This window comes from Kitasatospora sp. NPDC004614 (assembly GCF_042873675.1).
In the GTDB taxonomy this organism is placed as follows: Bacteria; Actinomycetota; Actinomycetes; order Streptomycetales; family Streptomycetaceae; genus Kitasatospora.
Genome location: NZ_JBIALR010000012.1, coordinates 1 through 24,546 on the forward strand (window position 1 = coordinate 1; position 24,546 = coordinate 24,546).

General features: G+C 72.9%; 22 protein-coding genes and 1 tRNA gene. 13 read left to right on the forward strand and 10 right to left on the reverse strand.

Going from position 1 to position 24,546, the window contains the following annotated elements; translation table 11 throughout:
• Positions 1-152: 152 nt before the first annotated feature.
• On the reverse strand, positions 153-875 hold the full coding sequence (locus ACFYST_RS23320) for a GPP34 family phosphoprotein (protein WP_380479496.1): 723 nt from the start codon (positions 873-875) through the stop codon (positions 153-155).
• Positions 876-1,177: 302 nt separating this feature from the next.
• Between ACFYST_RS23320 and ACFYST_RS23325 the strand changes: the two genes are divergently transcribed.
• Positions 1,178-3,406: a hypothetical protein gene (locus ACFYST_RS23325; protein ID WP_387865135.1), complete on the forward strand. Its 2,229-nt coding sequence runs from the start codon at positions 1,178-1,180 to the stop codon at positions 3,404-3,406.
• Here ACFYST_RS23325 and ACFYST_RS23330 read toward each other — a convergent pair.
• Both ACFYST_RS23330 and ACFYST_RS23335 read right to left on the reverse strand, forming a co-directional pair.
• The gene (locus ACFYST_RS23330; RefSeq protein WP_387865137.1) at positions 3,378-4,199 is read right to left on the reverse strand and encodes a YhjD/YihY/BrkB family envelope integrity protein; all 822 of its coding nucleotides are present in this window, start codon (positions 4,197-4,199) and stop codon (positions 3,378-3,380) included. The two genes, ACFYST_RS23325 and ACFYST_RS23330, sit on opposite strands and share 29 nt — an antisense overlap.
• 112 nt (positions 4,200-4,311) lie before the next feature.
• Positions 4,312-5,079 carry a polyprenol monophosphomannose synthase gene (locus tag ACFYST_RS23335; protein WP_387638368.1) on the reverse strand — a complete coding sequence of 256 codons (768 nt, stop codon included), beginning with the start codon at positions 5,077-5,079 and terminating at the stop codon, positions 4,312-4,314.
• A gap of 156 nt (positions 5,080-5,235) precedes the next feature.
• Here ACFYST_RS23335 and ACFYST_RS23340 point away from each other — a divergent pair.
• Together ACFYST_RS23340 and ACFYST_RS23345 are read left to right on the forward strand one after the other, a co-directional pair.
• Positions 5,236-5,308: transfer RNA gene (locus ACFYST_RS23340), tRNA-Arg, on the forward strand.
• 283 nt (positions 5,309-5,591) lie between these two features.
• Positions 5,592-6,524 carry a hypothetical protein gene (locus tag ACFYST_RS23345; RefSeq protein WP_387865139.1) on the forward strand — a complete coding sequence of 311 codons (933 nt, stop codon included), beginning with the start codon at positions 5,592-5,594 and terminating at the stop codon, positions 6,522-6,524.
• A 66-nt stretch (positions 6,525-6,590) separates the two neighbouring features.
• Here ACFYST_RS23345 and ACFYST_RS23350 read toward each other — a convergent pair whose 3' ends face one another.
• Both ACFYST_RS23350 and ACFYST_RS23355 read right to left on the reverse strand, forming a co-directional pair.
• Positions 6,591-7,328: an isocitrate lyase/phosphoenolpyruvate mutase family protein gene (locus tag ACFYST_RS23350; RefSeq protein WP_387865142.1), complete on the reverse strand. Its 738-nt coding sequence runs from the start codon at positions 7,326-7,328 to the stop codon at positions 6,591-6,593.
• Between the two features lie 41 nt (positions 7,329-7,369).
• On the reverse strand, positions 7,370-7,990 hold the full coding sequence (locus ACFYST_RS23355) for a DsbA family protein (RefSeq protein ID WP_387865145.1): 621 nt from the start codon (positions 7,988-7,990) through the stop codon (positions 7,370-7,372).
• Positions 7,991-8,323: 333 nt separating this feature from the next.
• Between ACFYST_RS23355 and ACFYST_RS23360 the strand changes: the two genes are divergently transcribed.
• Positions 8,324-9,571 (forward strand): IS701 family transposase, encoded by a 1,248-nt coding sequence (locus tag ACFYST_RS23360; RefSeq protein WP_387865147.1) that lies wholly within the window; start codon positions 8,324-8,326, stop codon positions 9,569-9,571.
• 61 nt (positions 9,572-9,632) lie between these two features.
• On the opposite strand, the gene ACFYST_RS23365 is transcribed toward ACFYST_RS23360, so the two are convergent.
• Positions 9,633-11,549: a helix-turn-helix domain-containing protein gene (locus tag ACFYST_RS23365; protein ID WP_387865149.1), complete on the reverse strand. Its 1,917-nt coding sequence runs from the start codon at positions 11,547-11,549 to the stop codon at positions 9,633-9,635.
• Positions 11,550-11,832: 283 nt separating this feature from the next.
• Between ACFYST_RS23365 and ACFYST_RS23370 the strand changes: the two genes are divergently transcribed.
• Together ACFYST_RS23370 and pabB are read left to right on the forward strand one after the other, a co-directional pair.
• A complete protein-coding gene (locus ACFYST_RS23370; RefSeq protein WP_387865152.1) occupies positions 11,833-12,579 on the forward strand; it encodes a methyltransferase domain-containing protein in 747 nt (248 codons plus the stop codon).
• Positions 12,580-12,596: 17 nt separating this feature from the next.
• Complete coding sequence (pabB, locus tag ACFYST_RS23375) at positions 12,597-14,750, forward strand: aminodeoxychorismate synthase component I (RefSeq protein WP_387865154.1); 2,154 nt, start codon at positions 12,597-12,599, stop codon at positions 14,748-14,750.
• Here pabB and ACFYST_RS23380 read toward each other — a convergent pair.
• The 3 genes from ACFYST_RS23380 to ACFYST_RS23390 form a co-directional block, all read right to left on the reverse strand.
• Entirely contained in the window at positions 14,659-15,813 is a 1,155-nt protein-coding gene (locus ACFYST_RS23380) for a transaldolase family protein (protein WP_387865156.1), read from the reverse strand. The two genes, pabB and ACFYST_RS23380, sit on opposite strands and share 92 nt — an antisense overlap.
• 208 nt (positions 15,814-16,021) lie before the next feature.
• The gene (locus ACFYST_RS23385) at positions 16,022-16,231 is read right to left on the reverse strand and encodes an acyl-CoA carboxylase epsilon subunit (RefSeq protein WP_387865158.1); all 210 of its coding nucleotides are present in this window, start codon (positions 16,229-16,231) and stop codon (positions 16,022-16,024) included.
• 3 nt (positions 16,232-16,234) lie between these two features.
• The gene (locus tag ACFYST_RS23390; RefSeq protein WP_387865161.1) at positions 16,235-16,717 is read right to left on the reverse strand and encodes an ester cyclase; all 483 of its coding nucleotides are present in this window, start codon (positions 16,715-16,717) and stop codon (positions 16,235-16,237) included.
• Positions 16,718-16,874: 157 nt separating this feature from the next.
• Between ACFYST_RS23390 and ACFYST_RS23395 the strand changes: the two genes are divergently transcribed.
• The 7 genes from ACFYST_RS23395 (at position 16,875) to ACFYST_RS23425 (ending at position 23,994) form a co-directional block, all read left to right on the forward strand.
• Positions 16,875-17,897 carry a ketoacyl-ACP synthase III family protein gene (locus ACFYST_RS23395; RefSeq protein ID WP_387865163.1) on the forward strand — a complete coding sequence of 341 codons (1,023 nt, stop codon included), beginning with the start codon at positions 16,875-16,877 and terminating at the stop codon, positions 17,895-17,897.
• Between the two features lie 118 nt (positions 17,898-18,015).
• On the forward strand, positions 18,016-18,498 hold the full coding sequence (locus ACFYST_RS23400; RefSeq protein ID WP_387865165.1) for a nuclear transport factor 2 family protein: 483 nt from the start codon (positions 18,016-18,018) through the stop codon (positions 18,496-18,498).
• A complete protein-coding gene (locus ACFYST_RS23405; protein ID WP_387865167.1) occupies positions 18,495-18,941 on the forward strand; it encodes a hypothetical protein in 447 nt (148 codons plus the stop codon). Before ACFYST_RS23400 ends, ACFYST_RS23405 begins: the two co-directional genes overlap by 4 nt.
• Before the next feature lie 34 nt (positions 18,942-18,975).
• A complete protein-coding gene (locus tag ACFYST_RS23410) occupies positions 18,976-20,430 on the forward strand; it encodes an MFS transporter (protein WP_387638315.1) in 1,455 nt (484 codons plus the stop codon).
• Positions 20,431-20,617: 187 nt separating this feature from the next.
• Positions 20,618-21,655 carry a ketoacyl-ACP synthase III family protein gene (locus ACFYST_RS23415; protein ID WP_387638313.1) on the forward strand — a complete coding sequence of 346 codons (1,038 nt, stop codon included), beginning with the start codon at positions 20,618-20,620 and terminating at the stop codon, positions 21,653-21,655.
• Positions 21,656-21,874: 219 nt separating this feature from the next.
• Positions 21,875-22,522, forward strand: coding sequence for a UbiX family flavin prenyltransferase (locus ACFYST_RS23420; protein WP_387638310.1), 648 nt, complete (start codon positions 21,875-21,877; stop codon positions 22,520-22,522).
• On the forward strand, positions 22,519-23,994 hold the full coding sequence (locus tag ACFYST_RS23425; protein ID WP_387865170.1) for a UbiD family decarboxylase: 1,476 nt from the start codon (positions 22,519-22,521) through the stop codon (positions 23,992-23,994). The genes ACFYST_RS23420 and ACFYST_RS23425 overlap by 4 nt, the downstream gene beginning before the upstream one ends.
• Before the next feature lie 61 nt (positions 23,995-24,055).
• Here the strand turns inward: ACFYST_RS23425 and ACFYST_RS23430 are convergent, their stop codons facing one another.
• Positions 24,056-24,502, reverse strand: a complete 447-nt coding sequence (locus tag ACFYST_RS23430; RefSeq protein ID WP_387865173.1) for a nuclear transport factor 2 family protein — start codon at positions 24,500-24,502, stop codon at positions 24,056-24,058.
• Positions 24,503-24,546: the final 44 nt, after the last annotated feature.

The window sequence follows — 24,546 nt, forward strand, 5'->3', positions numbered from 1 at the left end:
GCGCCGTCGGGGCTTAGCGTGCCCCCAACCCCCCGGGGCCGGGCGCGGGTAAACCCCCCCCGGGGGCCCCCCCCCCGCCGGGGGGGGGGGGGGGGCCCCCCCCCGGCCCCCACCGCCCTCGAACCGCATCGAACGCTAACGGCGTACGCCGCTCATCGCGCGCCCACCCGGCTGGCCACACCCCGCCCCGCGGCGGCGGGCCGACCGGCCGGACCCCGCGAACCCGCGGGCGCCGACCTGCCCTGCTGGGCCGGCAGACCGTTCTGCACGTCCATCACCGCATGGGCCACCATTCCGCCCAGCGGGTCGTACCTGATCAGATCCCGCAGCCGGGAGCGTGAGGACCGCCCCTCGTTGCCCGGGTACAGGTGCTTGCCCAGACCCACCGCGTGCGCCAGCGCCGCCAGTGCCGCCGTCCGCGGGTCCGGCGGAACGCCGGTGCGGATCGCGGTGTCCAGCCGCTGCTTGATCGCCGCGTTGGTGCAGTCGTCCGACGCCTGGTAACGGGTCGTCGGCAGCACACCGCACACCTGACCCGGCACCGCCGTCACCATGCCGCACCGCTCCAGGTGCGCCAGGTACGTCTGCCTCAGGCCCAGGCGCGGCCCGCCGATCCAGTGCGCGGCGCGCACCGGACTGCCACGCCTGCGCAACAGTTCCAACGCATGGTCCAACGTCGGGTCACCGGTCGGCCGTGGCACCACCACGGCGATCCGGTCCCCGTCCGGGACTATCCTTCCGGCCAGGGACAGCTCGACAAGCTGCGCCCCGGCAAGTCCGAGGTCGAGGGTCTGCGGCTGCGCGGTGGTACCCGTGGCCGGGTCCAGTGCGAGCAGCAACAGCTCCTCGGGAATAGTTCTGCGGCTCCTGCCCATCCAAGCCTCCCCGCGTGGATGAATGACAGGGTGACGCCTCTCACACAGCCTTGTCGAGTACGCCTCCGAATCGTGACCTTGCTCGGGCAGGCTGGAACCACCGTTCGACACCCCCGCGTCTGATCCGGCAGAGGGCTTCACCGGCAGGAAAAACCGCCGGTGGGGCGGGGTGCGGCAGGCCATCGCGGCCACGGTGCCGGAGACTGTACAGGTACCCGGGCGGGTCGAGAACCCGCCCGAAAAAAACCAGCTTGTGTGATCGGACCGGCAACCGCCGGGGCGGACGAGGAGGAGTGGGTTACGTGGGCGAGTCCCCGCAGAGCGAGCCGCGCGACGACAGGACGCGGCCGGCCGAGGCCGAGGAGCGAGCTCCTCGCGAGGGCGGCTCCACTGTGCACCTCCGCGCCCGCGAGACCGACGCCGCGAGCAAGTCCGAGCCCGGCACCGACCTCGACCTGCCCGAAGCCGGCGCCGCGCTCACCGTCGAGGCTCCGGCCGTACGACTCGGGCGGGTGACTGCTGCTGAGCCGAAGGAGGCGGAGGCGGGGGAGGAGAAGGAAGAGGAGACCGCTTCCGAGGACGAGCCCGAGGACGTGGTTGAGGACGAGGACGAGGCCGAGGCCGAAGTCGCTTCCGAGGACGAGCCCGAGGGCGAGGTTGAGGCCGAAGCTGATGACGCTTCCGAGGGCGAGGAGTCCGTTCCGGTCGGGCCCGAGCCGACGATGACGTTGCGTATGGCGAAGGTCGAGGAGCCGGAGGTTCCCGAGGAGGAGTCGGCTCCGGTCGGGTCCGAGCTCACCATGACGCTGCGCATGGAGAAGGCGGCGGAGCCGGAGACCGAGGACGAGGAGTCCGTTCCGGTCGGGCCCGAGCCGACGATGACGCTGCGTATGGCGAAGGTCGAGGAGCCGGAGGCCGAGGAGGAGGCTCCCGAGGAGGAGTCCGCTCCCGCCGGGCCCGAGCTCACCATGACGCTGCGCATCGGGAAGGCCGAGGAGCCGGAGGGCGACACTCCGGCGAAGCCCGACCCGACCATGAACCTGCGGGCGGAGAAGGACAGTCCCGAGCGGACCGTCATGCTGCGGCTGCCCAAGGACGAGGCCGCCGCGCCCAAGCCGGCCCCGGCCCCGGCCCCGAAGCCCGCGCCGAAGCCCGCGCCCGCGCCGAAGCCCGCGCCCGTTGCCGCCCCCGCGCCGGTGCCGGTCGCGCCTGCGCCCGTCGCGCCCGTCGCGGTTGCCGAGCCCGTTCCGGCCGGGCCGGAGAGCACCGTCGAGGCGCTGGAGGTGCTGAAGGCACTGAGCGCCCGGCCGGTGAGCCCGTTGCGGCGGGCGATGAAGCGGGTGCTGATCTGGGGCGTCTTCCTGGCCGTGGTGCTGGGTGTGCTGTCGGCCGCGCAGCTGTTGCGTCCGCTGCCCGCGCCGAAGGCGAAGCTCGGGCTGGCCGACTCGTTCACGTTCCAGGGCGAGCAGCTGAACCTCCCGTGGCCGACCACGGGGCAGGCCGCCGCGGAGGTGATCGGGGTGGGTGATCTCGGCGCGTCCGGCGAGGAGAAGGCGGTGCCGATCGCGTCCGTCACCAAGGTGATGAACGCCTACCTGATCCTGCAGGCACACCCGTTGAAGAAGGGCCAGGCCGGCCCGATGCTCACGGTCGACAAGCAGTCCGCGTCGGAGTCGACGAACACCGACGAGTCGAGGGTGACCCTGACGGAGGGCCAGCAGCTCAGCCAGTACGAGGCGCTGGAGATGCTGATGCTGCCGTCCGCGAACAACGTGGCGCGGTTGCTGGCGCGTTGGGACTCCGGCAGCGAGGAGGCGTTCGTCAAGAAGATGAACGACACCGCCAAGCAGCTCGGCATGACCAACACCACGTACGCCGACGCGGCCGGGTACAACAACGACACCAAGTCGACCGCCAAGGACCAGCTGAAGCTGGCCGAGGTGGTGATCAAGGACGAGGTCTTCCGGCAGGTCATCGCCGAGCCCGACACCAAGTTCAACAACCAGCGGATCTACAACACCAACAAGCTGCTCGGAAAGAACGGCATGATCGGCGGCAAGACCGGTTCGTCCTCCCCCGCGCAGTCCTGCTTCATGTGGGCGGCGGTCAAGGAGATCGGCGGCGTCAAGCGGACCCTGGTCGGCGTCACTCTGGGCCAGCCGGTGACCCCCGGGTACGACCTGGTGACCGCGGCCCAGCCGGTCAGCCAGAAGATCAACGTGGCCGCGCAGTCCGTGCTGACCGGGCAGACCCTGGCCAAGCAGGGTGACGTGGTCGGTTACGTCGACGACGGCATCGGCGGCAAGGTCCCGGTGGTCGCCGCCAAGGACCTGACGGTGGCGGGCTGGTCCGGCATCACCGCGCACCTGACGCTCACCCCGATCGGCAAGATCGCCCACACCCTGTCGGCCGGCACCCAGGTCGGCACGCTGTCGGCGGGCGACGGCGCCGACCGGGTCGAGGTCCCGGTCACCCTCCAGAAGGACCTGGCCCCGCCGTCCATCACCTCCCGGCTGACGCGCCTCGGCTGAGTCGCGCGGCCACCGACGGTTCCTCGGCGATCACCCTGCCCAGCACCAGGGCCAGGGTGATCGCCGTGAACACCACGATCAGCCAGGACAGCAGCGTGAACACCACGCCGAACGGGCCGAACCTGGCGATCGACGCCGACACCGCGTGCGGCAGGTACACCTGCGAGGCGACCCCGAGGACGACCTGCGCGAAGCCGCACAGCACCGCGCCCGGCAGCAGCGGGGCCCAGCGGATGCGGGCGCCGAGCAGCAGACGCTGGGTCCACCACCAGACGCAGGTGGAGACCACGAAGGTCAGCGGCAGGCCCAGCCACAGGCCCGCACCGAACCCCTTGCGCAACGGCACCTGGATCACCAGGAACACCAGCCAGCCCAGCAGCCACACCACCCAGCGCCACAGCGCGAGCCGGGTGCTGTGGCGCGGCAGCTCCCAGGCCCGTTCGCAGACCCGCTGGAACGCCCGGCTCATCGCTGTCGCGGAGGCCAGCGTGACCAGCACGCCTACCGCCCCGAACGCCTGCGCGGCGCCGTCCGGATGAGTGTTCATCAGCTGCTCGACCTGCTGCTGAGCGGCTCCCTGCAGGCCGAGCTGGGTACGCAGCGAGCTGGTGAGGCCACGCTTGACGGCAGCCGGCGCGAACACCGCCACCACCAGCAGCGCGGGCAGGCCGGACAGGAACGCCTGGGCCGCCAGCCGGGTCGCGTTGTCCAGCAGGTTGACCCGGAGCAGCTCACCGGCCGTCCGGCCGAGCAGCGGAATCCGCTCGGGGGCACCCTTCGCCGAGGCGGCCACCCGAGCCGCCCGGGCCCTGGCGGACGTCCACCGGCCGGGGTGCCGGTCTGCTGGACGTGGTGGCTCTGTCACGCCGAAACCTCCGTCGGGCCGGCCTGGCGGGTCGGAACGCTCAGCGCTTCCCGGTGAGCCGGGCCACCCGGTCCGAGACGCCCCAGGCGGTGACCCGCCAGAGGGCCTCCGCCACGATGCTGCGGCTCATCTTCGACGCGCCGTGCTCGCGCTCCACGAAGGTGATCGGCACCTCGGCGACCTTGAACCCGGCCTTGACGGCCCGCCAGGCCAGGTCGACCTGGAAGCAGTAGCCCTGCGAGGCGACCTGGTCCATCCCGAGACCCAGCAGGGTCTCCTTGCGGAACGCCCGGTAGCCGCCGGTGACGTCGCGGATCGGCACGTTCAGCATCAGCCGGGAGTACGTCGAGCCGCCCTTCGACAGCAGCAGCCGCGACTTCGGCCAGTTCACCACCGCACCGCCCGGCACCCAGCGCGAGCCCAGCACCAGGTCCGCGCTGTGGAGCGCGGTGAGCAGCCGCGGCAGCTCCTCCGGCTGGTGCGAGCCGTCCGCGTCCATCTCGACCAGTACGTCGTACCCGTTCTCGATCCCCCACCGGAACCCGGCCAGGTAGGCCGCACCGAGGCCCTCCTTGCCCTTCCGGTGCAGCACCTGCACCTGCTCGTCGGCCTCCGCCAGCCCGTCCGCGAGCTTGCCCGTCCCGTCCGGGCTGTTGTCGTCGGCGACGAGCACGTGGGCCTCCGGCACGGCGGTCCGGACCCGGGAGACGATCCGTTCGACGTTCTCCGCCTCGTTGTAGGTCGGAATGATCACCAGGATCCGGCCGAGGCCACCGAACGGAGTCTGAGGCTCAGAAGAGGAGGTCACGGGTCGGCGCCTTCCGGGGAGGTCGAATCTGACACAAGAACGAACAAATCCACCGTAAGCCCACACCGCGCACCCGTCCCCCGCCATCGGCAGCGGCGGCAAACGGCGGGCCATGGGGTGGGGACGATCCGCTACGCTGTGGGGGACGCATGGCCCGCCTCAGTAGCTCAGGGGATAGAGCACGGCTCTCCTAAAGCCGGTGTCGCAGGTTCGATTCCTGTCTGGGGCACAGCAGCAGCACAGGTCGCAGGCCCTCCGCCCGTTCCGGGTGGGGGGCCTGTGGCGTTTTCCGGGGCTTGTGTGCGGATCGGTCCAACTGGGCCTCGAATACGGCCTGTTTGGGGCTCTTGTCGAGCGGAATGCGACCGTTTCAGGCGGGAGGGTGATCGGTTGCCGATCGCGTCGATCTCCGGTTGCACGCTGTGCTACGTTCCGTGCTCGAACCGACAAATAGGTGACCCCGGCGGTGCTACCAACACCCCGGGGTACGGCACCAGGAGCTGACACTCCCAATGCGAGTCCATCGTAGCGCTCACGCGCGCAACTTCACCGTGCTGCCCAACGACATGTTGCAGTTCCGGATGCTGTCCTACACGGCCAAGGGCCTCCTCGTGGACCTGCTGTCCCGGCCCGATGGCTGGCGCGAGGACTGTCGGCAGATGGCCGACACCAGCCCGCAGGGGCGCGGCGCGATCCGCAAAGCCCTGAAGGAGCTGACCGCCGCCGGCTTCTACCGGGTCGAGAAGATCCAGCTGCCCAACGGCACGATCATCAGCGAGGCCCACGTTTACGACACCCCGCAGCTCGCGTGGCAGCCGAGTGTCACCCGTCCGGAACCCGGTGAGGCGAATACCGGCGGCGCTGACACCCTTCTAAAGAACCGGGACCAAGAACCCACCCTCCCGGCCGTAGCGACAGCCGCCGAAGCGACAGCCGTGGAGGCGGCGGCCGAGCCGCCCGGGGAAACCCCGCCGGTGCCGGACGAACAGATCCGCGCGGCGGTCGCCATGCTGTACCGGGTCATCCGGCCCGAACCACGCCTGCGCCTCGGCGAATCCGAAGCTCGCGCCCTCGCCCCGTTGGTTGCCCAGTGGCTGGACCGCGGCGCCACGTACGCCGACCTCGCCTATGCCCTGCTGCCCGGGCTGCCCGTGCCGGTGCACTCCCCAACCGCCGTGATCCGCAACCGACTTGAACGCAAACTCCCCCCGGATCAACCGGCCGTCCGCCCCGCAGCCGACCACCGCCCCGAGTGCACCAAGTGCAACGACCCCGTCCCCGAACCGGGCATCTGCCGCCCCTGCGCGGGCCTCGCCACCCGCCGCGCCCCGGCCGTCGGCGGTGGCGCGGGAGTCACCCGCGCAGGCGCCGCGCGGGTGCGGGAGGCGGTGCGGGCGGCGAGGGACGCGTTGCAGCTCGGCCCGGGCGAGGCGACTGTCGGGTGAGACGGATGAGCGCGCACGCCACTGGCCCTCTGCCTCGTGCGGGGCGGAGGGCCAGTGGGGTGGGGGTTACTGCGGGGCGAGGCGCTGGGCCAGGGTGGTGATGGTGGTGGCGGAGTGTTGCTGGAGGGAGCCGCCGTAGGTGACGCGGGAGGCGCCGAGGGTGCCGAGGTGGGTGGGGGTGGTGGTGTCGAGGTGGCAGAGGGCGTTGAGGGGGGCGGGGATGGCGGCGGCGAGGGCGGGGAGGGTGGATTCGGGGGCGAGGATGGGGTAGATGACGTCGGCGCCCGCGTCGATGTAGAGGGCGGCGCGGGCGGCGGCGGATTCGACCTCGTGGTCGCCGAACAGGAAGGTGTCGACCCGGGCGTTCAGGACCAGGCGGTCGCCGGCGGCGGAGCGCACTTCGGCGAGCCAACTGGCGTGCTGGGAGGGGTCCTTGAGTTGGCGGGTGGCGGCGGTGGAGTCCTCCAGGTTGCAGCCGATCACCCCGGCCTCCAGCAGGCGTTCGACGATCTCGGCGGGGGCGAGGCCGTAGCCGGCCTCGATGTCGGCGGTGACGGGGACGCCGACCGAGCGGGTGATCCGCTTGAGCGCGGCGAACATCTCGTCGGCGGGGGTGTCCTCGCCGTCCCGGTAGCCGAGTGCGGCGGCGACGGCCGAGCTGGAGGTGGCCAGCGCGGTGAAGCCGGCGTCCGCGAACGCCCGTGCGCTGATGGCGTCCCAGACGTTGGGGAGGACCAGCGGGTCCGCGGGCTCGGTGCGGGTGTGCAGGGCCAGGAACTCCCCGGCGGTCATGGTGGCGGTCATCGGGCGGTCTCCTTCTGCTGGTGGGTACAAAAGGCTGCGGGTCAGTCGAAGCTGAGCGATCCGGTGCGGGTGCGCTTCAGTTCGAAGAAGTCCGGGAAGTTGGCGAGGGCCCGGGCGCCGTCGAAGATGGCGGCGGCCTGCTCGCCGCGGGGGATCGAGTTCAGGACCGGCCCGAAGAAGGCCACCCCGTCGATGTGGATGGTGGGGGTGCCGACGTCCTCGCCGACCGGGTCCATGCCCTCGTGGTGGCTCTTGCGCAGGGCCTCGTCCCACCGGTCGGTTTCGGCGGCGGCGAGCAGTTCCATGGGCAGACCGAGCTCGGCGAGGGCCTGGCCGGCGACGATCGCGAAGTCCTTGGTGCCCTCGTTGTGGATGCGGGTGCCCAGGGCCGTGTACAGGGGCGCGAGCACCTCCTCGCCGTGCTGTGCCGCGGCGGCGGTGCAGATCCGGGTGAGGGAGAGCGAGTTGTCCACCAACTCTCGGTACCAGTCCGGGAGTTCGCGGTTCTCGTTCAGCACGTACAGGCTCATCACGCGGAACCTGAGGTCCAGGTCGCGGAGCTGCTGGACCTCGAGGATCCAGCGGGAGGTGATCCAGGCGAAGGGGCAGGCCGGGTCGAAGTAGAAGTCGACCTTCGCGGTGGGGGTGGTGCTGGGCTTCAACGCGGTGCCTCCGGTCTCGGCTGCGGCGGAGGCTTGTCCTGCGCCGGCAGGCGGTGCTCAACCAGCGAAGCGTATGCCGGGGAGAGTTGACTCATCATCACGTTTTGTGGGTGTCATCGGTGGTGCGGGCACGGTCGGATGGTGCGGATGGTGCCCGGGCCACCGGGTGGGGAGTGCCGGAGGGGTGTTCGACCGGGTCGTGCGGCGGGTGGCGGTGGCCGGACCACCACCGGGTGCGGCAGGCCGGTGCGCCGGACACCTACGCGCAGGCGCTTCGGGTGCCTAGCGTTCGATGAGACACGTACCAGTCATCCGTCCGGTCGAGGGGGTTCCATGAGCGGTCTCGCCCTGCACGTGCGGGATGCCCTGAGCGGGGGCGACGCGCCGGTTGTCGGCACCGTCGGCGCGCCGACTGCCGGCACCGTCGGCCGGGCCCTGCTCGACGAGTTGGGCCCGGTCCTGTTCGCGTCCCTGCGCCGCAGCGACCAGCGGGACAAGGGCGCGCAGTACGTGCGCGGCCTGATCGACGCCCGCGGCCGCAAGACGATCCGCAACATCGCCGCGGTGGTCGGCGGCGCCGGGGCCGAGCAGAGCCTGCACCACTTCGTCGCGGGCTCCACCTGGGACTGGGTGCCCGTCCGGCAGGCGCTCGCCCAGTACCTGGCCCGGGTCGCGCCGCCGCAGGCGTACGTGGTGCGCCCGATGGTGGTGCCCAGGGCCGGGCAGCACCTGGTCGGAGTGGACCGGCGGTTCGTGCCCGCCCTCGGCCAGGTGTGCAACGTCCAGCAGGCGGTGGGGGTTTGGGCCGCCTCCGGGGATCTGACCTGCCCGGTCAACTGGCGGCTGCACCTGCCGCAGGCCTGGCTGGACAATGAGCCCCGGCGCAGCCGGGCGCTGATCCCGGACGGGGTGGACGCCGAGACCCTCGGCGACTGCGCGCTGGAGGCGGTGCTCGGCCTGCCGGGCCGCTGGGGTCTGCCGGTGCGGCCGGTGGTGCTGGACGCCCGGGACGCGGACGGGCTGCGGACCGTCCGCCGGCTGCGGGCCGCCCGGATGCCGGTGCTGGCGAGGATCGACGGGGGCCTCCCGCTCGTCCCGGCCGAGGCCGCGGCGTCCGTTCCGGGGGCCGGCCGGGTGTCTGCGGATCGGCTGGTTACCGCCGTCCGGGAGAACTGGCGTCCGGTGGTGTGGTCGGGCCACAGCGGCGGGACGCGGGCCGTCCCGGTCTGGTCGCTGCGGGTCCGGGTGCCCGCCTGGGCCGGCCGGCTGGTGCTCGGGCCGCCCGGCGAGGACCTGCTGCTGCTGGCCTTCGGCGGGCCGGCGCGGGGCCGGCCGGTCGAGCTGTGGCTCACCGACATGGTGGACCTGCCGCCGGCCGCGCTGTTCCGGCTGACCCGGCTGACGCACCGGGTGGAGCGGGACTTCGAGCGGATCTCCGACCGGGTCGGCATCCGCGACTTCGCGGGCCGCTCGTTCGACGGCTGGCACCGGCACATCACGCTGGCCTCGGCCGCGCACGCGGTCACCGCGCTGGCGGCAGGGGCCGTGGTGGGGCCCTGCCCGCGGCAACGGGCGGGGTGACGTCGTGTCAGGAGTCGGTGTCCGGGGCCTCGTCGGCAGCAACGGGCGGGGTGGCGCCGTGTCAGGAGCCGTTGTCCGGGGCCTCGTCGGCGGCGCGGTCGAGCAGCAGCCGGCGGATCCGGGAGAGTTTCAGGGCGAGCTGGATCTCGAATGCGCGGTCGGGCTTCTGCCAGTTCGGGCCGAGCAGTTCGGAGATCCGCTCCAGCCGCCGGGCCACCGTGTTGGTGTGCACGTGCAGTCGTTGCGCGGCGTAGGTCGGGCTGTTGCCGGTCTCGAAGTAGGCGTACAGCGTGCGGGCGAGCTCGGTGAAGCGCTGCTGGTCGTAGTCGAGGACCGGGCCGATGGTCGAGTCGATGAAGCCCTCGACGTCGTGGTTGTCGGCCAACAGGACGCCGAGGAAGCCGAGTTCGCGGGCCGAGGCGGCCTTGCCGACCGCGCCGAGCGAGGTCATCGCGTCCAGGCAGCGCAGGGCCTCCTGGTAGCCGTGGAACACCGAGGTCGGGTCGGTCACCGGGCCGGCCGCGCTGACCGTCACCGGATTGCCGAGCAGTGGGGCGAGCTCCTCCAGGACGGAGCGGGCGGCCGCCCCCGGGTCGGTGCCGGGCAGCAGCAGTACCGCGCGGCCGTTGTGCACCCGTTTCAGGCCGCTCATCCGGTGCGCGTACAGGTTGGCCCAGGTCGCGGCCTTGCCCTGGGCCTCGCACTCCGGCCGGGCGATCACCAGGACGTGCGGGGTGGACAGGTCGATGCCCAACCGCCGGGCGCGCAGCGCGAGTTGCTGCGGCGGCCGCTGCGGGCTGGCGAGCAGTTCGTCCAGCAGTTCGTCGCGGACGTGGCCGACGGCGGTCGCGGCCCGGCTGCTGTCCAGCAGCAGCGGCACGGCCACCGCCTGGGCGACCAGTCGGCAGATCTGCTCGGCGTACTCGCCGCGGTCGGACGACGGCCGGACCACCAGGGTGCCCAGGTTGGAGGCACCCGCGGTCACCGGTGCGGCCCACAGCCCGTCCGGCAGCCGGACCGGGCGGCGGGCCGCGTGGGTGTCCATCGCGGTGGCGGTCGCCGTGGTCTCGGACAGTTCCGGCAGCTCACCGGTGAAGCTCAGCACGGTGCCGTCGGTCGCGTACAGCCGCAGTTCCAGGCCGAGTTGACGGCCGGCCTCGCGGATCAGGGCGTGCACGTCGCCACCGGAGAGGGCCAGCTCCAGCAGCTCCTGGTGCACCTCGGTGATCCTGCGGGTCTGCTGGAGGCCGGCCTCGGTGCGCAGGCTCTGCAGCTCCAGGGCGGAGACCGCGGCGGTGGACTGGCCGAGCAGCCGGGCCTTCTCGATCGCGACGCCGCCCAGGTCGCCGAGCGAGGTCATCAGCGCGATCTCGTCGATGGTGAAGTAGCGGACGTTGCGGTCCGCCACGTACAGCACGCCGAACGGGGTGGTGCGGTGGCTCAGCGGCACGCCCATGATGGCGTGCAGGCCCTCGGCGCGGACCACCTCGTCCAGCTCCGGGTGGTGCTCGATCCGCTCGTCGGCGAGGTAGTCGGGCGTCCAGAACGGCCCGGGGTTGGCGAGCACGTTGCTGCCCAGGCCGGAGTCGTCCGGCAGCCGCAGGCCGACGCTGAGCATCGAGGTGTGGCCGTCGGACGTCCGGACGTAGATGTAGCCCTCCTCGTCGTCCGGGAAGCTGATGTACGACATGTCGACGTTGAGCAGCAGCCGGGCCCGACGGGTGATCACCTTCAGCAGGCCGTCCAGGTCGTACGGCATCGCCAGGTCGCGGGCGGTGTCCACCAGGGCGGCCAGGCCGGCCTCGCGCTGCTGGCGGCGTCTCGACTGCGCGTGGATGCTCAGCCCGAGCTGTCTGAGACGGCGGATCGACTCCAGGTCCTGCGCCGACTCGCAGCCGCGGAACGCCTCTTCGACCAGGGTGTCGAGTTGGGCGATCGGCGCCTCGGCGGCGAGCAGTTCGAGAACGCTTAGGGCCACGGATTCCGCCGGCCGATGCGCCATGACAGTCCCTCCCCCGGACCCCCTGAAGCCGACCAGACTACGGTAAGGCCTCGGCCACGGACCGTATGCGGAACCGAACAACCCGTCAAGATTTGGTCAAGTCCTGTGGTCCGGCCACCGGTGCCCGGACCACCGTTCCCCGAGGCGCGGTGTGTTGCCTCCTCACCTTCCGGCGGAGCGCCGCCGTGCGTTTGGGTTGCCCCAACGGAACGCAGGCGGCGACAGCCGGTGAGCCAGGGGGGCTTTGATGCAGGACGTCATGGACTACAGACGGTCGCTGGAGCGCAGCAGTCTTTCCCGCAAGCGCCGGGAGGGCGCGTCGACCTTCACGATGCAGGGCCGCGAATGGGACTTACTGCCAGGGGTGTTCGCGCCGGCCGACTCCCCGTCCACCGCGACCGCCCTCGGCCTGCTCGGGCTGGCCGGGCCCGCGGCCGCCGCCCGCGGCTCGCTGCTGGAGATCGGCTGCGGGACCGGCCTGATCGCGGTGAGCGGCGCGGTGGCCGGCTGCGAGCGGGTGGTCGCCTCCGACATCAACCCGGCCGCGGTGGAGAACGCGCAGCTGAACGCGGGCCGGCACGGCGTCGCGCACAAGGTCCGCACCGTGCACAGCGACCTGTTCGACGGGCTGGACCCGGACGAGCGCTTCGACACCGTGTTCTGGAGCTCCAACTACGTGATGGCGCCCGAGAGTTACCGCTACCAGCACATGCACGAACGGGCCTACGTGGACGCCGGCTACGCCGCGCACCGCCGCTTCCTGGCCGAGGCGTGGCGGCGGACCACCCCGAACGGCTCGGTGCTGCTGCACTTCTCCACCCGCGGCGACCTGATGGCGCTGATGGGGATCGCGTACGAGTGCGGCCGGGCGCTGCGGATCCTGCGGACCGTCCCGGTGCAGGAGGGCGAGCACCTGGTGCAGCACATGCTGCTGGAAGTGGTCGAGCGGCGGCGGCCCGGCGGGCGGGCCGACGCGGTGCCCGCGCAGGCCGGCCGGCGCGGCTGAACGGGGGAGGGCATCCGATGCGAACGCTGCTGGTCGACAATCACGATTCCTTCACCTACAACCTCTTCCACTATCTCGCCGAGGTCAACGGCGAGGAGCCCGAGGTGGTCCTCAACGACGACCCCGGCTGGCGCCCCGGCCACCTGGCGGGCTTCGACCAGGTGGTTCTCTCGCCCGGGCCCGGCGACCCTTGCCGCGCCGCCGACTTCGGCATCTGCCGGGAGATCCTGCTCGGCGGCGACCTGCCCACGCTCGGGGTGTGCCTCGGCCACCAGGGCATGGCGGCGCTGCACGGCGGCCGGGTCTCCCGGGTCGAACCGGTCCACGGGCGGGTGTCCGCGGTGGAGCACGACGGCTCGGAACTGTTCGCCGGACTGCCCTCGCCGTTCGACGTGGTGCGCTACCACTCGCTGGCGGTGGACCGGCTCGCACCCGGACTGGAGGCCACCGCGTGGACCGCGGACGGCGTGCTGATGGGCCTGCGGCACCGCGAACGGCCCTACTGGGGGCTCCAGTTCCACCCCGAGTCGATCGGCGGCCGGTACGGGCACCGGCTGCTGGAGAACTTCCGCGACCTCACCGAACGGCACCACCGGCAGGCCGGCCGGACGCTCCGGCCGGCGAACCGCACACAGCCCGCCGAAGCCCCGGCCCCGGGAACGGCAGTGCGCCGGTACACGGTGCTCAGCCGGGCCCTGCCCACCGGCTGGGACGACGAGGTCGCCTACGACCGGCTGTTCCGCGCCGGGGTGAACCCCTTCTGGCTGGACAGCAGCCGGCCCGACGCGGAACTCGGACGGTTCTCGATCATGGGCGACTCCGCCGGGCCGCTCGGCCGGACCGTCACCGCCGACGCCTGGCGGCACACCGTCCGCGTCACCGGCCCGGCCGGTGAGCGGACCACCGACGGCGCCCTGCTCGACTGGCTGGACCGCGACCTGCGCGGAACGAGCACCCAACTGCCCGACCTGCCCTGCGACTTCGCGCTCGGCTGGGTCGGCTGGCTCGGCTACGAACTGAAGGCCGAGTGCGGCGGCGACCGCGCCCACCGATCCGAACTCCCGGACGCCGCACTGGTGTTCGCCACCCGCGCGGCAGTGCTCGACCACGCCACCGGCACCACCCACCTGCTCGCGCTCGCCAATGAAGGCCAACAGGCCGACGCCGCAGCCTGGTTGGACGCCGCGGCCGGACAGCTGGCCGACGCGGCGGGAGCCCGGCCGCGCCCGGCCGAACGGCCCGCGGCGCTCGGCCGGATCCGGGCCCGGCACGGCCACCGCCGCTACCTCGACCTGATCGGCGAGTGCCACCGCCAGATCGCCGCCGGCGAGACCTACGAGGTCTGCCTGACCAACATGCTGGAGACCGGCGGCACCCTGGACCCCTGGGAGGGCTACCGCCACCTGCGACGGGTCAGCCCGGCGCCGTTCGCCGCGCTGCTCCGCTTCGACGGGGTGTCCGTGCTCAGCAGCTCACCCGAACGCTTCCTGCGGATCGACCGGGAACGGCGCGCCGAGTCCCGGCCGATCAAGGGCACCCGGCCGCGCGGCGCCACCCCGGAGGAGGACCGGGCGCTCGCCGAGGACCTGCGGACCAGCGAGAAGGACCGGGCCGAGAACCTGATGATCGTCGACCTGGTCCGCAACGACCTCGGCCGCTGCGCCGAGGTGGGCAGCGTCGAGGCGGACGAGGTGTTCCGGGTGGAGACCTACGCCCGGGCGCACCAGCTGGTCTCCACCGTCCGGGCCACCCTGCGCGCCGACCGCAGCGCGGTGGACTGCGTGCGCGCGGCCTTCCCGCCCGGCTCGATGACCGGCGCGCCCAAGCAGCGCACCATGCAGATCATCGACCGGCTGGAGGCCGGCCCGCGCGGGGTGTACTCCGGCGCGATCGGCTACTTCTCGCTGAACGGCGCGGCCGACCTGAGCGTGGTCATCCGCACCGCCGTGGTCACCGCGGGACGGGTCCGGTACGGCGTCGGCGGGGCGGTCATCGCCCTGTCGGACGCCGAGGGGGAGTGGCAGGAGACGGCGGTCAAGGCCGCGCCGCTGGTCGCGCTGACCGGCGTGGAGTTCCCGCTCACCGACCGTCCCGAGGTGTGCCGGCCTTCCCGCCCAGCCGGGCCTCCATCGCGGCATGCAGCCGCATCCAGGAGTCGACCAGTCCGGTGATGTTCTCCGACTCCAGCCGCCGCACCACCGCCCGGTACGGGATGCCGAGCCGGCCCAGCCGGTCGTGCACGGTCAGGGCCGCCTCGTGCTGGCCCATCAGGGTGTCGCCGCGCAGGCGTAGCGCCCGGGCCGCCTCGTCCAGCAGCGGCCGGGTCATCGCGTGCACGGTGCCCCAGGAGACCAGCCCCTCGACGTACCAGGAGCGGGCGGCAGCGGTGTCGGCGAGTTCGGCGGTGGACCAGAGCAGCCGCTGCGGGCGGGCGCCGTGGGCGCGCAGGGCCCGCCAGCGGGCGCTGCCCAGCTGCTCCTCGTACACCTGGTAGAGCAGCCGGGCGGTGGCGACGGCGCCGGTGCCGCGCAGTTCCAGTGCGGGGCCGGTGCCGATCGCGGTGAGCCGGCGGTCGATCTCCCGGTCCACCGGGCCGACCGGCAGCGACGCCACCGAGGCGATCCGGGACACCGTCCGGCCGGCCCGCAGCGCCCGCTCCAGGCCGCCGAACCAGGCGTCCACCACCTCCCGGTAGCGCTGGACCGAGAACACCCCGGTGGCGTGCACGCCGATGCCGAGGGCCACGCAGTCGCGCAGGGCGGTCAGGCCCTCCGGGGTGGCCGGGATCTTCACCAGCAGGTTGGGCCGGTCCACCGCGCGGACCAGCTCGATCGCCTCGGCGGTGGTGGCGGCGGGATTGTGGGCCATCCGCGGGTCCATGTCGGCGGAGACCAGGCCGTCGTAGCCCTGGGTGGCGCGGAACACCGGCAGCAGTTCGTCGGCGGCCATCCGCAGGTCCTGCACGGAGATCGCCCAGACCGCGCCCTCCACCGACACGCCGTGCTCGGCGAGCCGGGCCAACTGCTGGGCGTAGGACGGTTCGTCGGCCAGCCGGGCGGCCAGCAGGGCGGGATTGGAGGTGGCGCCGCGCAGTCCGGCGGGTTCGGTCAGCCGGGCCGGCCGGTCCGGTCCGAACAGGCCCCGGTGGAATCCGTCCAGCCAGGGTGAGACGCCTTCGGCGACCAGGGGGCGCAGGTCTCCGCGGTGCGTCGGGGCGACCGGGGTTTCCTTCACCTGGATCACTGCTCCTCGGTTCTGCGTCGATCCGAAACCGGCGCCGGGGCACGAGGATAGGCAGTCGATTCGTGCCCGGAAAACTCGTGGTCCGCGTCAATGTCAGGTCGAAGGGTCGTATGGGATCGGTCAATTGGGGCCGGGCCGCCGGAACCCCGCCGTCCGGTCGTGCGGGCTCCGTGACAGCGGAGCCCGTACGACCGGTCGGTCACCGCCAGCTGACGGGGTTTCGGTAGGAGACCAGCCGCTCCGGGCGCAGCCAGCGCGCCCGGGGGCGGTGGCTGCCGTGGGCGAAGCGCGAGGCGGCCGGGGGACGGGCGGCCAGGGCGGCCAGGACGGCGGTCAGGACGGCGAGTTCCTCCGGCCCGGGGTTGCCGCGGACGATCCGGAAGGCCGGGTGGTCCGCCGCGGGCGTCACCGCTCAGCCTTTCCGCGGCGTCTCGGCGCCGAGCTGGGCGTACATGTCCAGCAGGTCGTCGGAGAGCCAGTACTCGGCGATCCGGCCCTGCGCGTCGAGGCGCACGATGTCCGCGCCGCGCAGCGTTATCCCGGTGCCGGGGGGTGCGGTGGCGGTGGCCGGGCGGCCGCCGGTCCAGACGCCGCGGTACTCCCAGCGGGCCATCAGGTAATCGCCGCAGGAGAACGGGCCGAGGGTGGTGCGGATCCGGGCGTCCTCCCGGAACGAACCGCGGAACAGCGCGATCCAGTTCACGAAGTCCTCCGGGGTGCGGATGCTCGCGGCGGGCGGCATGCCGACCTCGGGCAGGTGGAGCGTCAGCTCCGGCGCGAGGATCCGCCGGCCGATCTCCCGGTCGCCGTTCCACAGGTCCATCCAGCGCGACCAGAGGACGGCGCGGCTCGCCTCCGCCGGCTCGGAACGCGGGTCGAGTGCCAGGTCAGTCATCAGGGCCTCCCGTTCGGCGTCCGCCGGCCGGGCGGTCGGCGGTCGGTGAGGACAGAGCGGATCCGGGCGGCGGCGGATACAGCGGCGGACCGTACCCGGCGCGGCCGGGCGGGGCTCTGTCAGGACGAGCCCACGCCGTCCGAGCCGAGGAGACCCGATGCGTTTCACCGAGCTGACCGTCCGCGCCGCGCGGACCTGGCTGCCGCCCCGCCGGAGCGCCGCCGACGCGGTGCTGGCCGGCGAGGTGGACGCCGCCGTCGCCGAGGCCTCCGGGGCGGTCGAAGTACCGGTCTCCGCGGACGCGTCCGGCCCCGAACTCGCCGTCCGTGCCGGTCAATCGGCCCTGGCGGCGGCCGGGCTGCCGGCCGGACGGCTGGACCTGCTGGTGCACGGCTGGATCTACCACCAGGGCCACGACTTCTGGTCCCCCGCGCACTACGTCGCCGACCGGCTGGGCGCCGGGCAGGCCGTCCCGTTCGGCGTCCAGCAGATGTGCCACGCCGGGGCGATGGCCCTGCACACCGCCGCCGGACTGCTGGAGGCCGACCCGGCGCTGAACACCGCACTGGTCACCACCGGGGACCGCTTCACCCGGCCCGGCTTCGACCGCTGGCGCAGCGACTACGACGCGGTCTTCGGGGACGCCGGCACCGCCGTCGTGCTCGGCCGCGGCGGCCCCGGACTGCGGCTGGTCGCCAGCCGGGTCGTCGCCGCCCCCGAACTCGAGTCGATGTACCGCGGCGAGGACGCGTTCTCGCCCGCCCCGCTCACCCACCGCGCCCCGATCGACGCCCGCCGCACCAAGAAGGAGTTCCTCGCCGCCGGCGGCATGGAACTGCTCCGCAAGGCCGCCCCGCCGAAGGTCCGCGAAGCCCTGACCGGCGCACTGGAGGACGCCGGACTCGCCGCCCGCGACCCGCGGATCCGCGCCGTGCTGCTCTCCCGCCTCGGCCCCAAGACCATCGACCTGCTCTACCGGCCGGTGATGACCGAACTGCTCGACGCCGAACTCGTCCACCTCGGCGCGCGCACCGGCCACCTCGGCGGCGGCGACGCCCTCGCCAACCTCGCCGACCTGGACCGGCTGGAGCTGCTGGCACCCGGCGAGCTGGCGCTCTGCTTCGCCGGCGGCGGCGGCTTCACCTGGTCCTGCATGGTCGTCGAACGCCCCGCCCGCTGACCGTCCGGAACTTTCCCCGCGTCAGGTGTATCCGCGGCCCCGGCACCCCGCTCTGTCCTGGTGAGCCCGGGGGAGCAGCACCCCCGGCCACCGGACGGGCGACACAGGAGGACAAGCGATGTCCGTGCTGGACGAGGCGACGACGGGAACCGTCCCGCTGACGCGGCAAGAGGCCGAGCGGATCTGGAACGGCTGGCTGCGCATGTGGAACGAGGACCCGTCCCACGCGCGCACGATCATCGCCCCGACGTACCGGCTCCACCTGCCGACCGTCGGCGCGACCATCGACCCCGCGGACATCACCGACCCGGCCGCCATGGAGAACTGGGTCCGCGGCTTCGCCGGAAAGTTCGGCGAGCTGACCTACCGCACCGACGTCGGCCCGGTGGTCGACGGCGACCTGCTGGTCGTCCGCTGGTACGGCACCGCGATCTGCAAGGGCCTGACCGGCTGGCCCCGCGACGTCGCCGGCCGCCCGATCCGCTGGGTCGGCGTGGACATCCTGCGGGTCGCCGACGGCGTGATCACCGAGGCCTGGACGCAGGGCGCCGAGACCACCGAGGGCGCCGGGCCGGCTGTTCAGGAACGGAGCGCCGCGTGAGCGCCGACACCCGCGAGAGCGGCATCGAACTGTTCCGGCAGTGGACCGGGATGTGGAACGGCGACCTGACGATCGCCGACCGCATCCTCGCCCCCGCCCTGCGCGTCCGGTTCGGCAACGCGCTGCCCACCGTCGACAGCGACGCCTTCGGCACCCCCGAGGACATCAAGGGCTTCGTCAAGCTGTTCCGCGACTCCCACACCGACCTGCGCTACTTCGTCGAGGGCACCCCCGTGGTCGAACTGGCCTCCCCGGGCGGCCCCGGCACCCACCAGGTGGTCAGCCGCTGGTACAGCGCCTACCGCGGCCCGGGCGGCAAGCCCGTCGCCAACAGCGGCATCGACCAACTGGCCTTCCGCGACGGCCTGATCACCGAAGTCTGGTCGGTCACCGGAAACCGCACGTTCGCCACCGTCGGCGCTGTCGGCGCCCTCAACGGCTGATCCCGAACCCACGCTCCCGAGAGGATCCACGCTCATGGCCCAGTCGGTGGAGGAACTCCCCACGACAAAGGTGGCGGCGCCCGTCGCGCCGCCCGAAGACCGGTCGGTGGCCCGCCGCCGGATGCTCACCTTCCTGGTGCTGTGCGCCGGGTTCGTGATGACCCAGCTCGACATGATGATCGTCAACGTGGCCTTCCCGGCCCTGGAACACGAGTTCCGCGGCTCCACCGTGGCCGGCCTGTCCTGGACGCTGAACGCCTACACCATCGTCTTCGCCGCCCTGCTGGTGCCGGCCGGACGGCTCTCCGACCGCTCCAGCCGCAAGGGCGGCTTCCTGATCGGCCTCGGCCTGTTCACCGTCGCCTCCGCGCTGTGCGCGATCGCCCAGAACGTGCCGGAGCTGGTCGCCGCCCGCGTCCTGCAGGCGGCCGGCGCCGCGGCCATGGTGCCCACCGCGCTCGGCCTGCTGCTGGCCGCCTACCCGGCGGAGAAGCGCGGCGGCGCGATCCGCGCCTGGACCGCCGTCGGCGGCATCGCCGCGGCCATCGCCCCCATCCTCGGCGGCTCGCTGGTGAACCTGGACTGGCGCTGGATCTTCCTGGTGAACCTGCCGTTCGGCATCGCCGCGCTGCTCGTCGGCCGCCGCGTGCTGCCCGCCAACCAGGAGCCCGCCACCGGCCCGGTGCCGGACCTGTTCGGCGCGGTCTTCCTGATCCTCGGCATCGCCTCGCTGGCCCTCGGCCTGGTCAAGGCCCCCGAGTGGGGCTGGGGTTCGGTGAACTTCGTCGGCGCGATCGCCGTCGCGGTGGCGTCCTTCGCCGCCTTCTTCGTCCGCTCCGCCCGCCACGCGCACCCGGTGCTGCCGCTCGGCCTGCTGAAGCTCCGCTCGTTCAGCATCGCCAACGTGCTGGCGCTGACCTTCAACATCGCGTTCGCCGCGATGCTGTTCTCCTTCATGCTGTGGGCCGAGACGGTCTGGGGCTACTCCGCCCTGAAGACCGGCCTGGCGCTGGCCCCCGGCACCTTCCTGATGCCGCCGCTGGCCTTCTCGGTGGGCAAGCTGGTCAAGCGCTTCGGCGTCACCGCGGTGATCACCACCGGCTGCGTGCTGCTGACCGGCGCGCTCGCCTGGTGGGCGGCGCTGGCCGCGGCCGACGCCTCGTACTGGTCGATGCTGCTGCCCGGCGCGGTGCTCGCCCCGGTCGGCACCATCCTGGTGATCACCGCGCTGGTCGGCGTGGTCACCCGGGACCTGCCGGCGCCGTCCTACGCGACCGGATCGGCCGTCAACATGATGGTCCGGCAGATCGGCCTGACCGTCGGTGTGTCGGTGTTCATCGCGGCCTTCGGCACCCCGCACGGCGTCGCCGAGACGGTCAAGGCGTTCCAGCACGGCTGGGTCGTCACCGCGGCGCTCGCCGGGGCCGCGGCCCTGGTCGCCCTGCTGCTGGCCGCCTTGCCCAAGGAGACCGCCGCGGCCAAGGGCTGAACCGACCGCTCCCGCCACCTCCGCAGAGCCGCCGCGCCCCGCCCGGGCGCGGCGGCTCCGGCACGTTCCGGACTCCGTACGAACGGGTCGAACGGGTGGGCGACGTGCTGTATCCGGGCGGCCGGGCGCGGATCTGTACGGGTGTAGAGGGCACCACCGCCACCGCACCCGCAAGGAGTCGCACACCATGAGGTTCACCAACAAGATCGGCATCAAGTCGGCCGCCACCTGGCTCCCGGAGACCGTCGAGACGATCGAGGAGCGGATCGCGGCGGGCCTCTGCGACGCCGAACGCGGCGAGGCCATGGGCATCACCGAGGTGCCCGTCAGCGCCGACCTGGCCGGCCCCGAGATGGCCGTGCTGGCCGGCCGCAAGGCCCTCGCGGCGGCCGACTGGGACCCGGCGAAGATCGGCTTCCTGGCCCACGCCAGAGTGTTCCACCAGGGCCACGAGAAGTGGTCCTACGGCCACTTCGTCGCCAACGGGGTGGGCATATCCGACCGGGCCTTCCCGTTCGGCATCGAGCAGCTGTGCAACGGCGGGGCCGCCGCCCTGCACCTGGCCGCCGCCCACCTGATCGCCGACCCGGACCTCGAGTCCGCCATGACCACCACCGGCGAGCGCTTCTTCGCGCCGGTCTGGGACCGCTGGGCGCAGCACCCCTGCATCGGCTACGGCGACGGCGGCACCGCCGTCCTGCTCGGCCGCGAGGCCCGCCCGGACGACGCGCTGCACCTGCTGGCGCTCACCCACTCCACCGCGCACGAGATGGAGAGCATGGAGCGCGGCGACAACCCGTTCAGCCAGTACCCGATGCAGCACTCCAAGACCTGGCCGACCAACGCGCAGCGCGGCGAGTTCAACGACCGCATGGGCGAGAACCACTTCCCGGACGCCGCCCGGCGGCACACCCAGATTTCCCTCGACCGGGGCCTCGCGGAGGCCGGCCTGGAGCACGACGACCCGCGGATCAAGTACATCACCATCTCCCGGGTCGGCCCCGGGCTCCAGGAGATGATGTACGGCCCGGCGCTCAGCACCGTGAAGGCCCAGCAGATCAACCTGGGCACGAAGACCGGCCACATGGGCGCCGGCGACCTGCCCGCCAACCTGGCCGACCTGATCTCCCAGGACCTGCTGGCCCCGGGCGAGTTCGCCATCATGTGCAGCGCCGGCGGCGGGTTCACCTGGACCACCTCGATCGTCCAGCGCCCGGAGCGCTGAGCCGCCTCCGCCCCGGGGCCGGCCCCCACTCCGGCCCCGCCCCCGCCCCTTCCTCCGCCCCTTCCGGACCCCCACCCGGATCCTGGCCCGGACCCCCACCCGGGCCCCGGAACGGCCGTCCCACCGGCCGCCCGCGCGCCGCCCCGCCCGGTCCTCCCCCCTCGGACCGGGCGGGGGCGGCGCACGTCCTGTTCCACTGCCTTCAGCTGAGGAGAAGTCATGAGTCGGACCCCCGCCCCGGAACGCGTCGTGGTCGGGATCAGCGGCGCCACCGGAGTGGTCTACGGCATCCGGATGCTGCAGGCGCTGCGGGTCCTCGGCGTGGAGAGCCACCTGGTGATGTCCCGGGCGGCCAGACTCACCCTCTCCTACGAGACCGAGCTGACCGTCAAGGAGGTGCAGGCCCTCGCGGACGTCCACTACGGCCCCGAGGACGTCGGCGCGGCCGTCTCCAGCGGCTCCTTCCGCACCGCCGGAATGGTGGTCGCGCCCTGCTCGGTGAAGTCGCTCGCGCAGATCGCCACCGGCTCCTGCGACACCCTGCTGGCCCGGGCCGCCGACGTCACGCTCAAGGAGCGCCGCCGGCTGGTGCTGATGGTCCGGGAGACCCCGCTGACCCTCACCCACCTGCGCAACATGGCCACCGTCACCGAGAACGGCGGCATCATCGCGCCCCCCGTGCCCGCCTTCTACACCCGGCCCGACAGCCTGGACGACGTGGTCGACCAGACCGTCGGACGGGTGCTGGACCTGTTCGGCCTGGACACGTCCGGATTCCCGCGCTGGGGCGAGTTCCCCCGCAACGCCCGGCACCAGACCATCGAGACCGCCTGCCCGGCGGAGTGGGAAGCGAGCGTGACCCGGTGACCCGGAAGCACCTGAAGAGCCTGCGCGAGTACCTGGACGCGCTCGCCGAACTCGGCGACCTCCGCGAGGTCGCCGAACCCGTCGACACCGAGCTGGAGATCGGTGCCGTCATCCGGCGCGCCGTCGAACGCAACGACCCGGCACCGCTGTTCACCGCCGTCACCGGACACGCCCCCGGCTTCCGGGTGCTCGGCAACCCCGGCGCGCTCAGCTCCCTGCCCGGCGCCCGCTGGGCCCGCGCCGCGCTCTCCCTCGGCCTGCCCGTCGACAGCCACCCGCTCGAGATCGTCGAGGAGTTGGCCGGCGCCCAGCAGCTCACCCCGATCGCCCCGGTGATCGTCGAGGACGCGCCCTGCCAGCAGAACGTGCTGCTCGGCGAGGACGCCACCCTGGACGCCTTCCCGGTGCCGCTGATCCACGACGGCGACGGCGGACGCTACATCAACACCTGGGGCGCGATCGTGGTGCGCACCCCCGACGGCACCTGGACCAACTGGTCGATCGCCCGGATCATGAAGGTCGACGGCCGCACCATGGCCGGCATGATCAACCCGCCGCAGGACCTCGGCAAGATCTTCAAGCTCTGGCAGGAGCGCGGCGAACCGATGCCGTACGCGCTGGTCCAGGGCTGCGAGCCGGCCGTCCCGTTCGTCTGCGGCATGGGCCTGCCGTCCGGCGTGGACGAGGCCGGCTACCTCGGCGCCTTCTTCGGCGAGGCGCTGGAGACGGTCCGCTGCAAGACCGTCGACCTGGAGGTCCCGGCCAGTGCGGAGATCGTCATCGAGGGCCACGTGTCCATCGACGAGACCGTGCCGGAGGGGCCGATGGGCGAATTCCTCGGCTACGTCTCCGGGCAGCCCCGGCAGCGCAACGTCTTCCGGATCAGCGCCATCACCCACCGGGACGACCCGGTCCTGCCGGTGGTCTCGGCCGGCAAGCCCGTCGAGGAGGACCACACCGGCGTCGGACTGACCTACTCCGCCGTCGCCCTGACCAACCTGCGGGAGGCCGGGCTGCCCGTCACCGCCGCCTGGATGGTCCCCGAATCCGCCGTCAACCTGCTCGCCATCACCGTCCCGCGGGACTGGCGCGAACGCTCCGCCGGCGCCTTCACCACCACCCGGATGCTGACCCGCGCCCTCGCCCGGGTCGGCCTCAGGGCCAAGGTCGGGTTCTGGCTCAGCCGGGTCCTGGTGCTCGACGACGACATCGACCCGACCGACCTGCGCGACCTGCTCTGGGGCTTCGCCACCCGCTGCCACCCCGGGCGTGGCGAACTGCGCCTGGAGGACGAGCGGGTGACACCGCTGCACATCTTCTACAGCCAGGAGGAGATCCTGTCCGGCAGCGGACCGAAGACCGCCTACGACTGCCTGCTGCCCTGGGAGCCGGAGAAGCGGCCGCGCTCCACCGCGTTCAAGGACAACTTCACCGAGCCGGTGCGCCGCCGCGCGCTGGAGCTCTGGCCCTGAACCGGGCACCGGCGACGCGCAGGGCCCCACGGAGTCTTCCGTGGGGCCCTGCGCTGTGCGGTCAGGTCCAGGCCGGCACCGGGGCCTCCAGCCGGCTGAACACGCCCAACTGGTCGTCGGACAGCCAGTACCCGTCGAACCGGCCGTCCGGCCCGATCCGCAGCACGTCCGTGCCGCTGTACGCCACCCGCGTGCCGGGCGCGGCCCGCGCGCCCAGCGCCGTGCCGCCGTCCCAGACGCCCTCGCAGCGCCAGCGGGCCACCAGGTAGCGGTGGCCGTCCGGGCCGGAGACGGCGAACGGGCCCAGTTCGGTGCTGAACCGGGCGTCCCGGAAGGCCGAGCGGAAGTCCACGATCCACGCCGCCAGCGCCGCGCCGTCGGTGAGCGTGCCCTCCTCGGGCATCCCGACCCGCGGCAGCCGGGCCTCCAGCCGCTCGCCCACCAGGTCGGCGGCGGCGGCGAAGTCGCCGTTCCACAGGTCGACCCAGCGTTCCCACAGTCGCTCCATCGGTCCCTCCCTCGATTCGTCTCTTCCGAACAGAGCGGCCCGGC

Coding starts and splice junctions, on each gene's coding strand:
- ACFYST_RS23350 (WP_387865142.1), bottom strand. CDS start 7,328: ATGACCGCCACCATGACCGCCGGGGAGTTCCTGGCCCTGCACACCCGC.
- ACFYST_RS23320 (WP_380479496.1), bottom strand. CDS start 875: ATGGGCAGGAGCCGCAGAACTATTCCCGAGGAGCTGTTGCTGCTCGCA.
- ACFYST_RS23415 (WP_387638313.1), top strand. CDS start 20,618: ATGAGGTTCACCAACAAGATCGGCATCAAGTCGGCCGCCACCTGGCTC.
- ACFYST_RS23345 (WP_387865139.1), top strand. CDS start 5,592: ATGCGAGTCCATCGTAGCGCTCACGCGCGCAACTTCACCGTGCTGCCC.
- ACFYST_RS23420 (WP_387638310.1), top strand. CDS start 21,875: ATGAGTCGGACCCCCGCCCCGGAACGCGTCGTGGTCGGGATCAGCGGC.
- ACFYST_RS23430 (WP_387865173.1), bottom strand. CDS start 24,502: ATGGAGCGACTGTGGGAACGCTGGGTCGACCTGTGGAACGGCGACTTC.
- ACFYST_RS23410 (WP_387638315.1), top strand. CDS start 18,976: ATGGCCCAGTCGGTGGAGGAACTCCCCACGACAAAGGTGGCGGCGCCC.
- ACFYST_RS23395 (WP_387865163.1), top strand. CDS start 16,875: ATGCGTTTCACCGAGCTGACCGTCCGCGCCGCGCGGACCTGGCTGCCG.
- pabB (WP_387865154.1), top strand. CDS start 12,597: ATGCGAACGCTGCTGGTCGACAATCACGATTCCTTCACCTACAACCTC.
- ACFYST_RS23400 (WP_387865165.1), top strand. CDS start 18,016: ATGTCCGTGCTGGACGAGGCGACGACGGGAACCGTCCCGCTGACGCGG.
- ACFYST_RS23360 (WP_387865147.1), top strand. CDS start 8,324: ATGAGCGGTCTCGCCCTGCACGTGCGGGATGCCCTGAGCGGGGGCGAC.
- ACFYST_RS23390 (WP_387865161.1), bottom strand. CDS start 16,717: ATGACTGACCTGGCACTCGACCCGCGTTCCGAGCCGGCGGAGGCGAGC.
- ACFYST_RS23370 (WP_387865152.1), top strand. CDS start 11,833: ATGGACTACAGACGGTCGCTGGAGCGCAGCAGTCTTTCCCGCAAGCGC.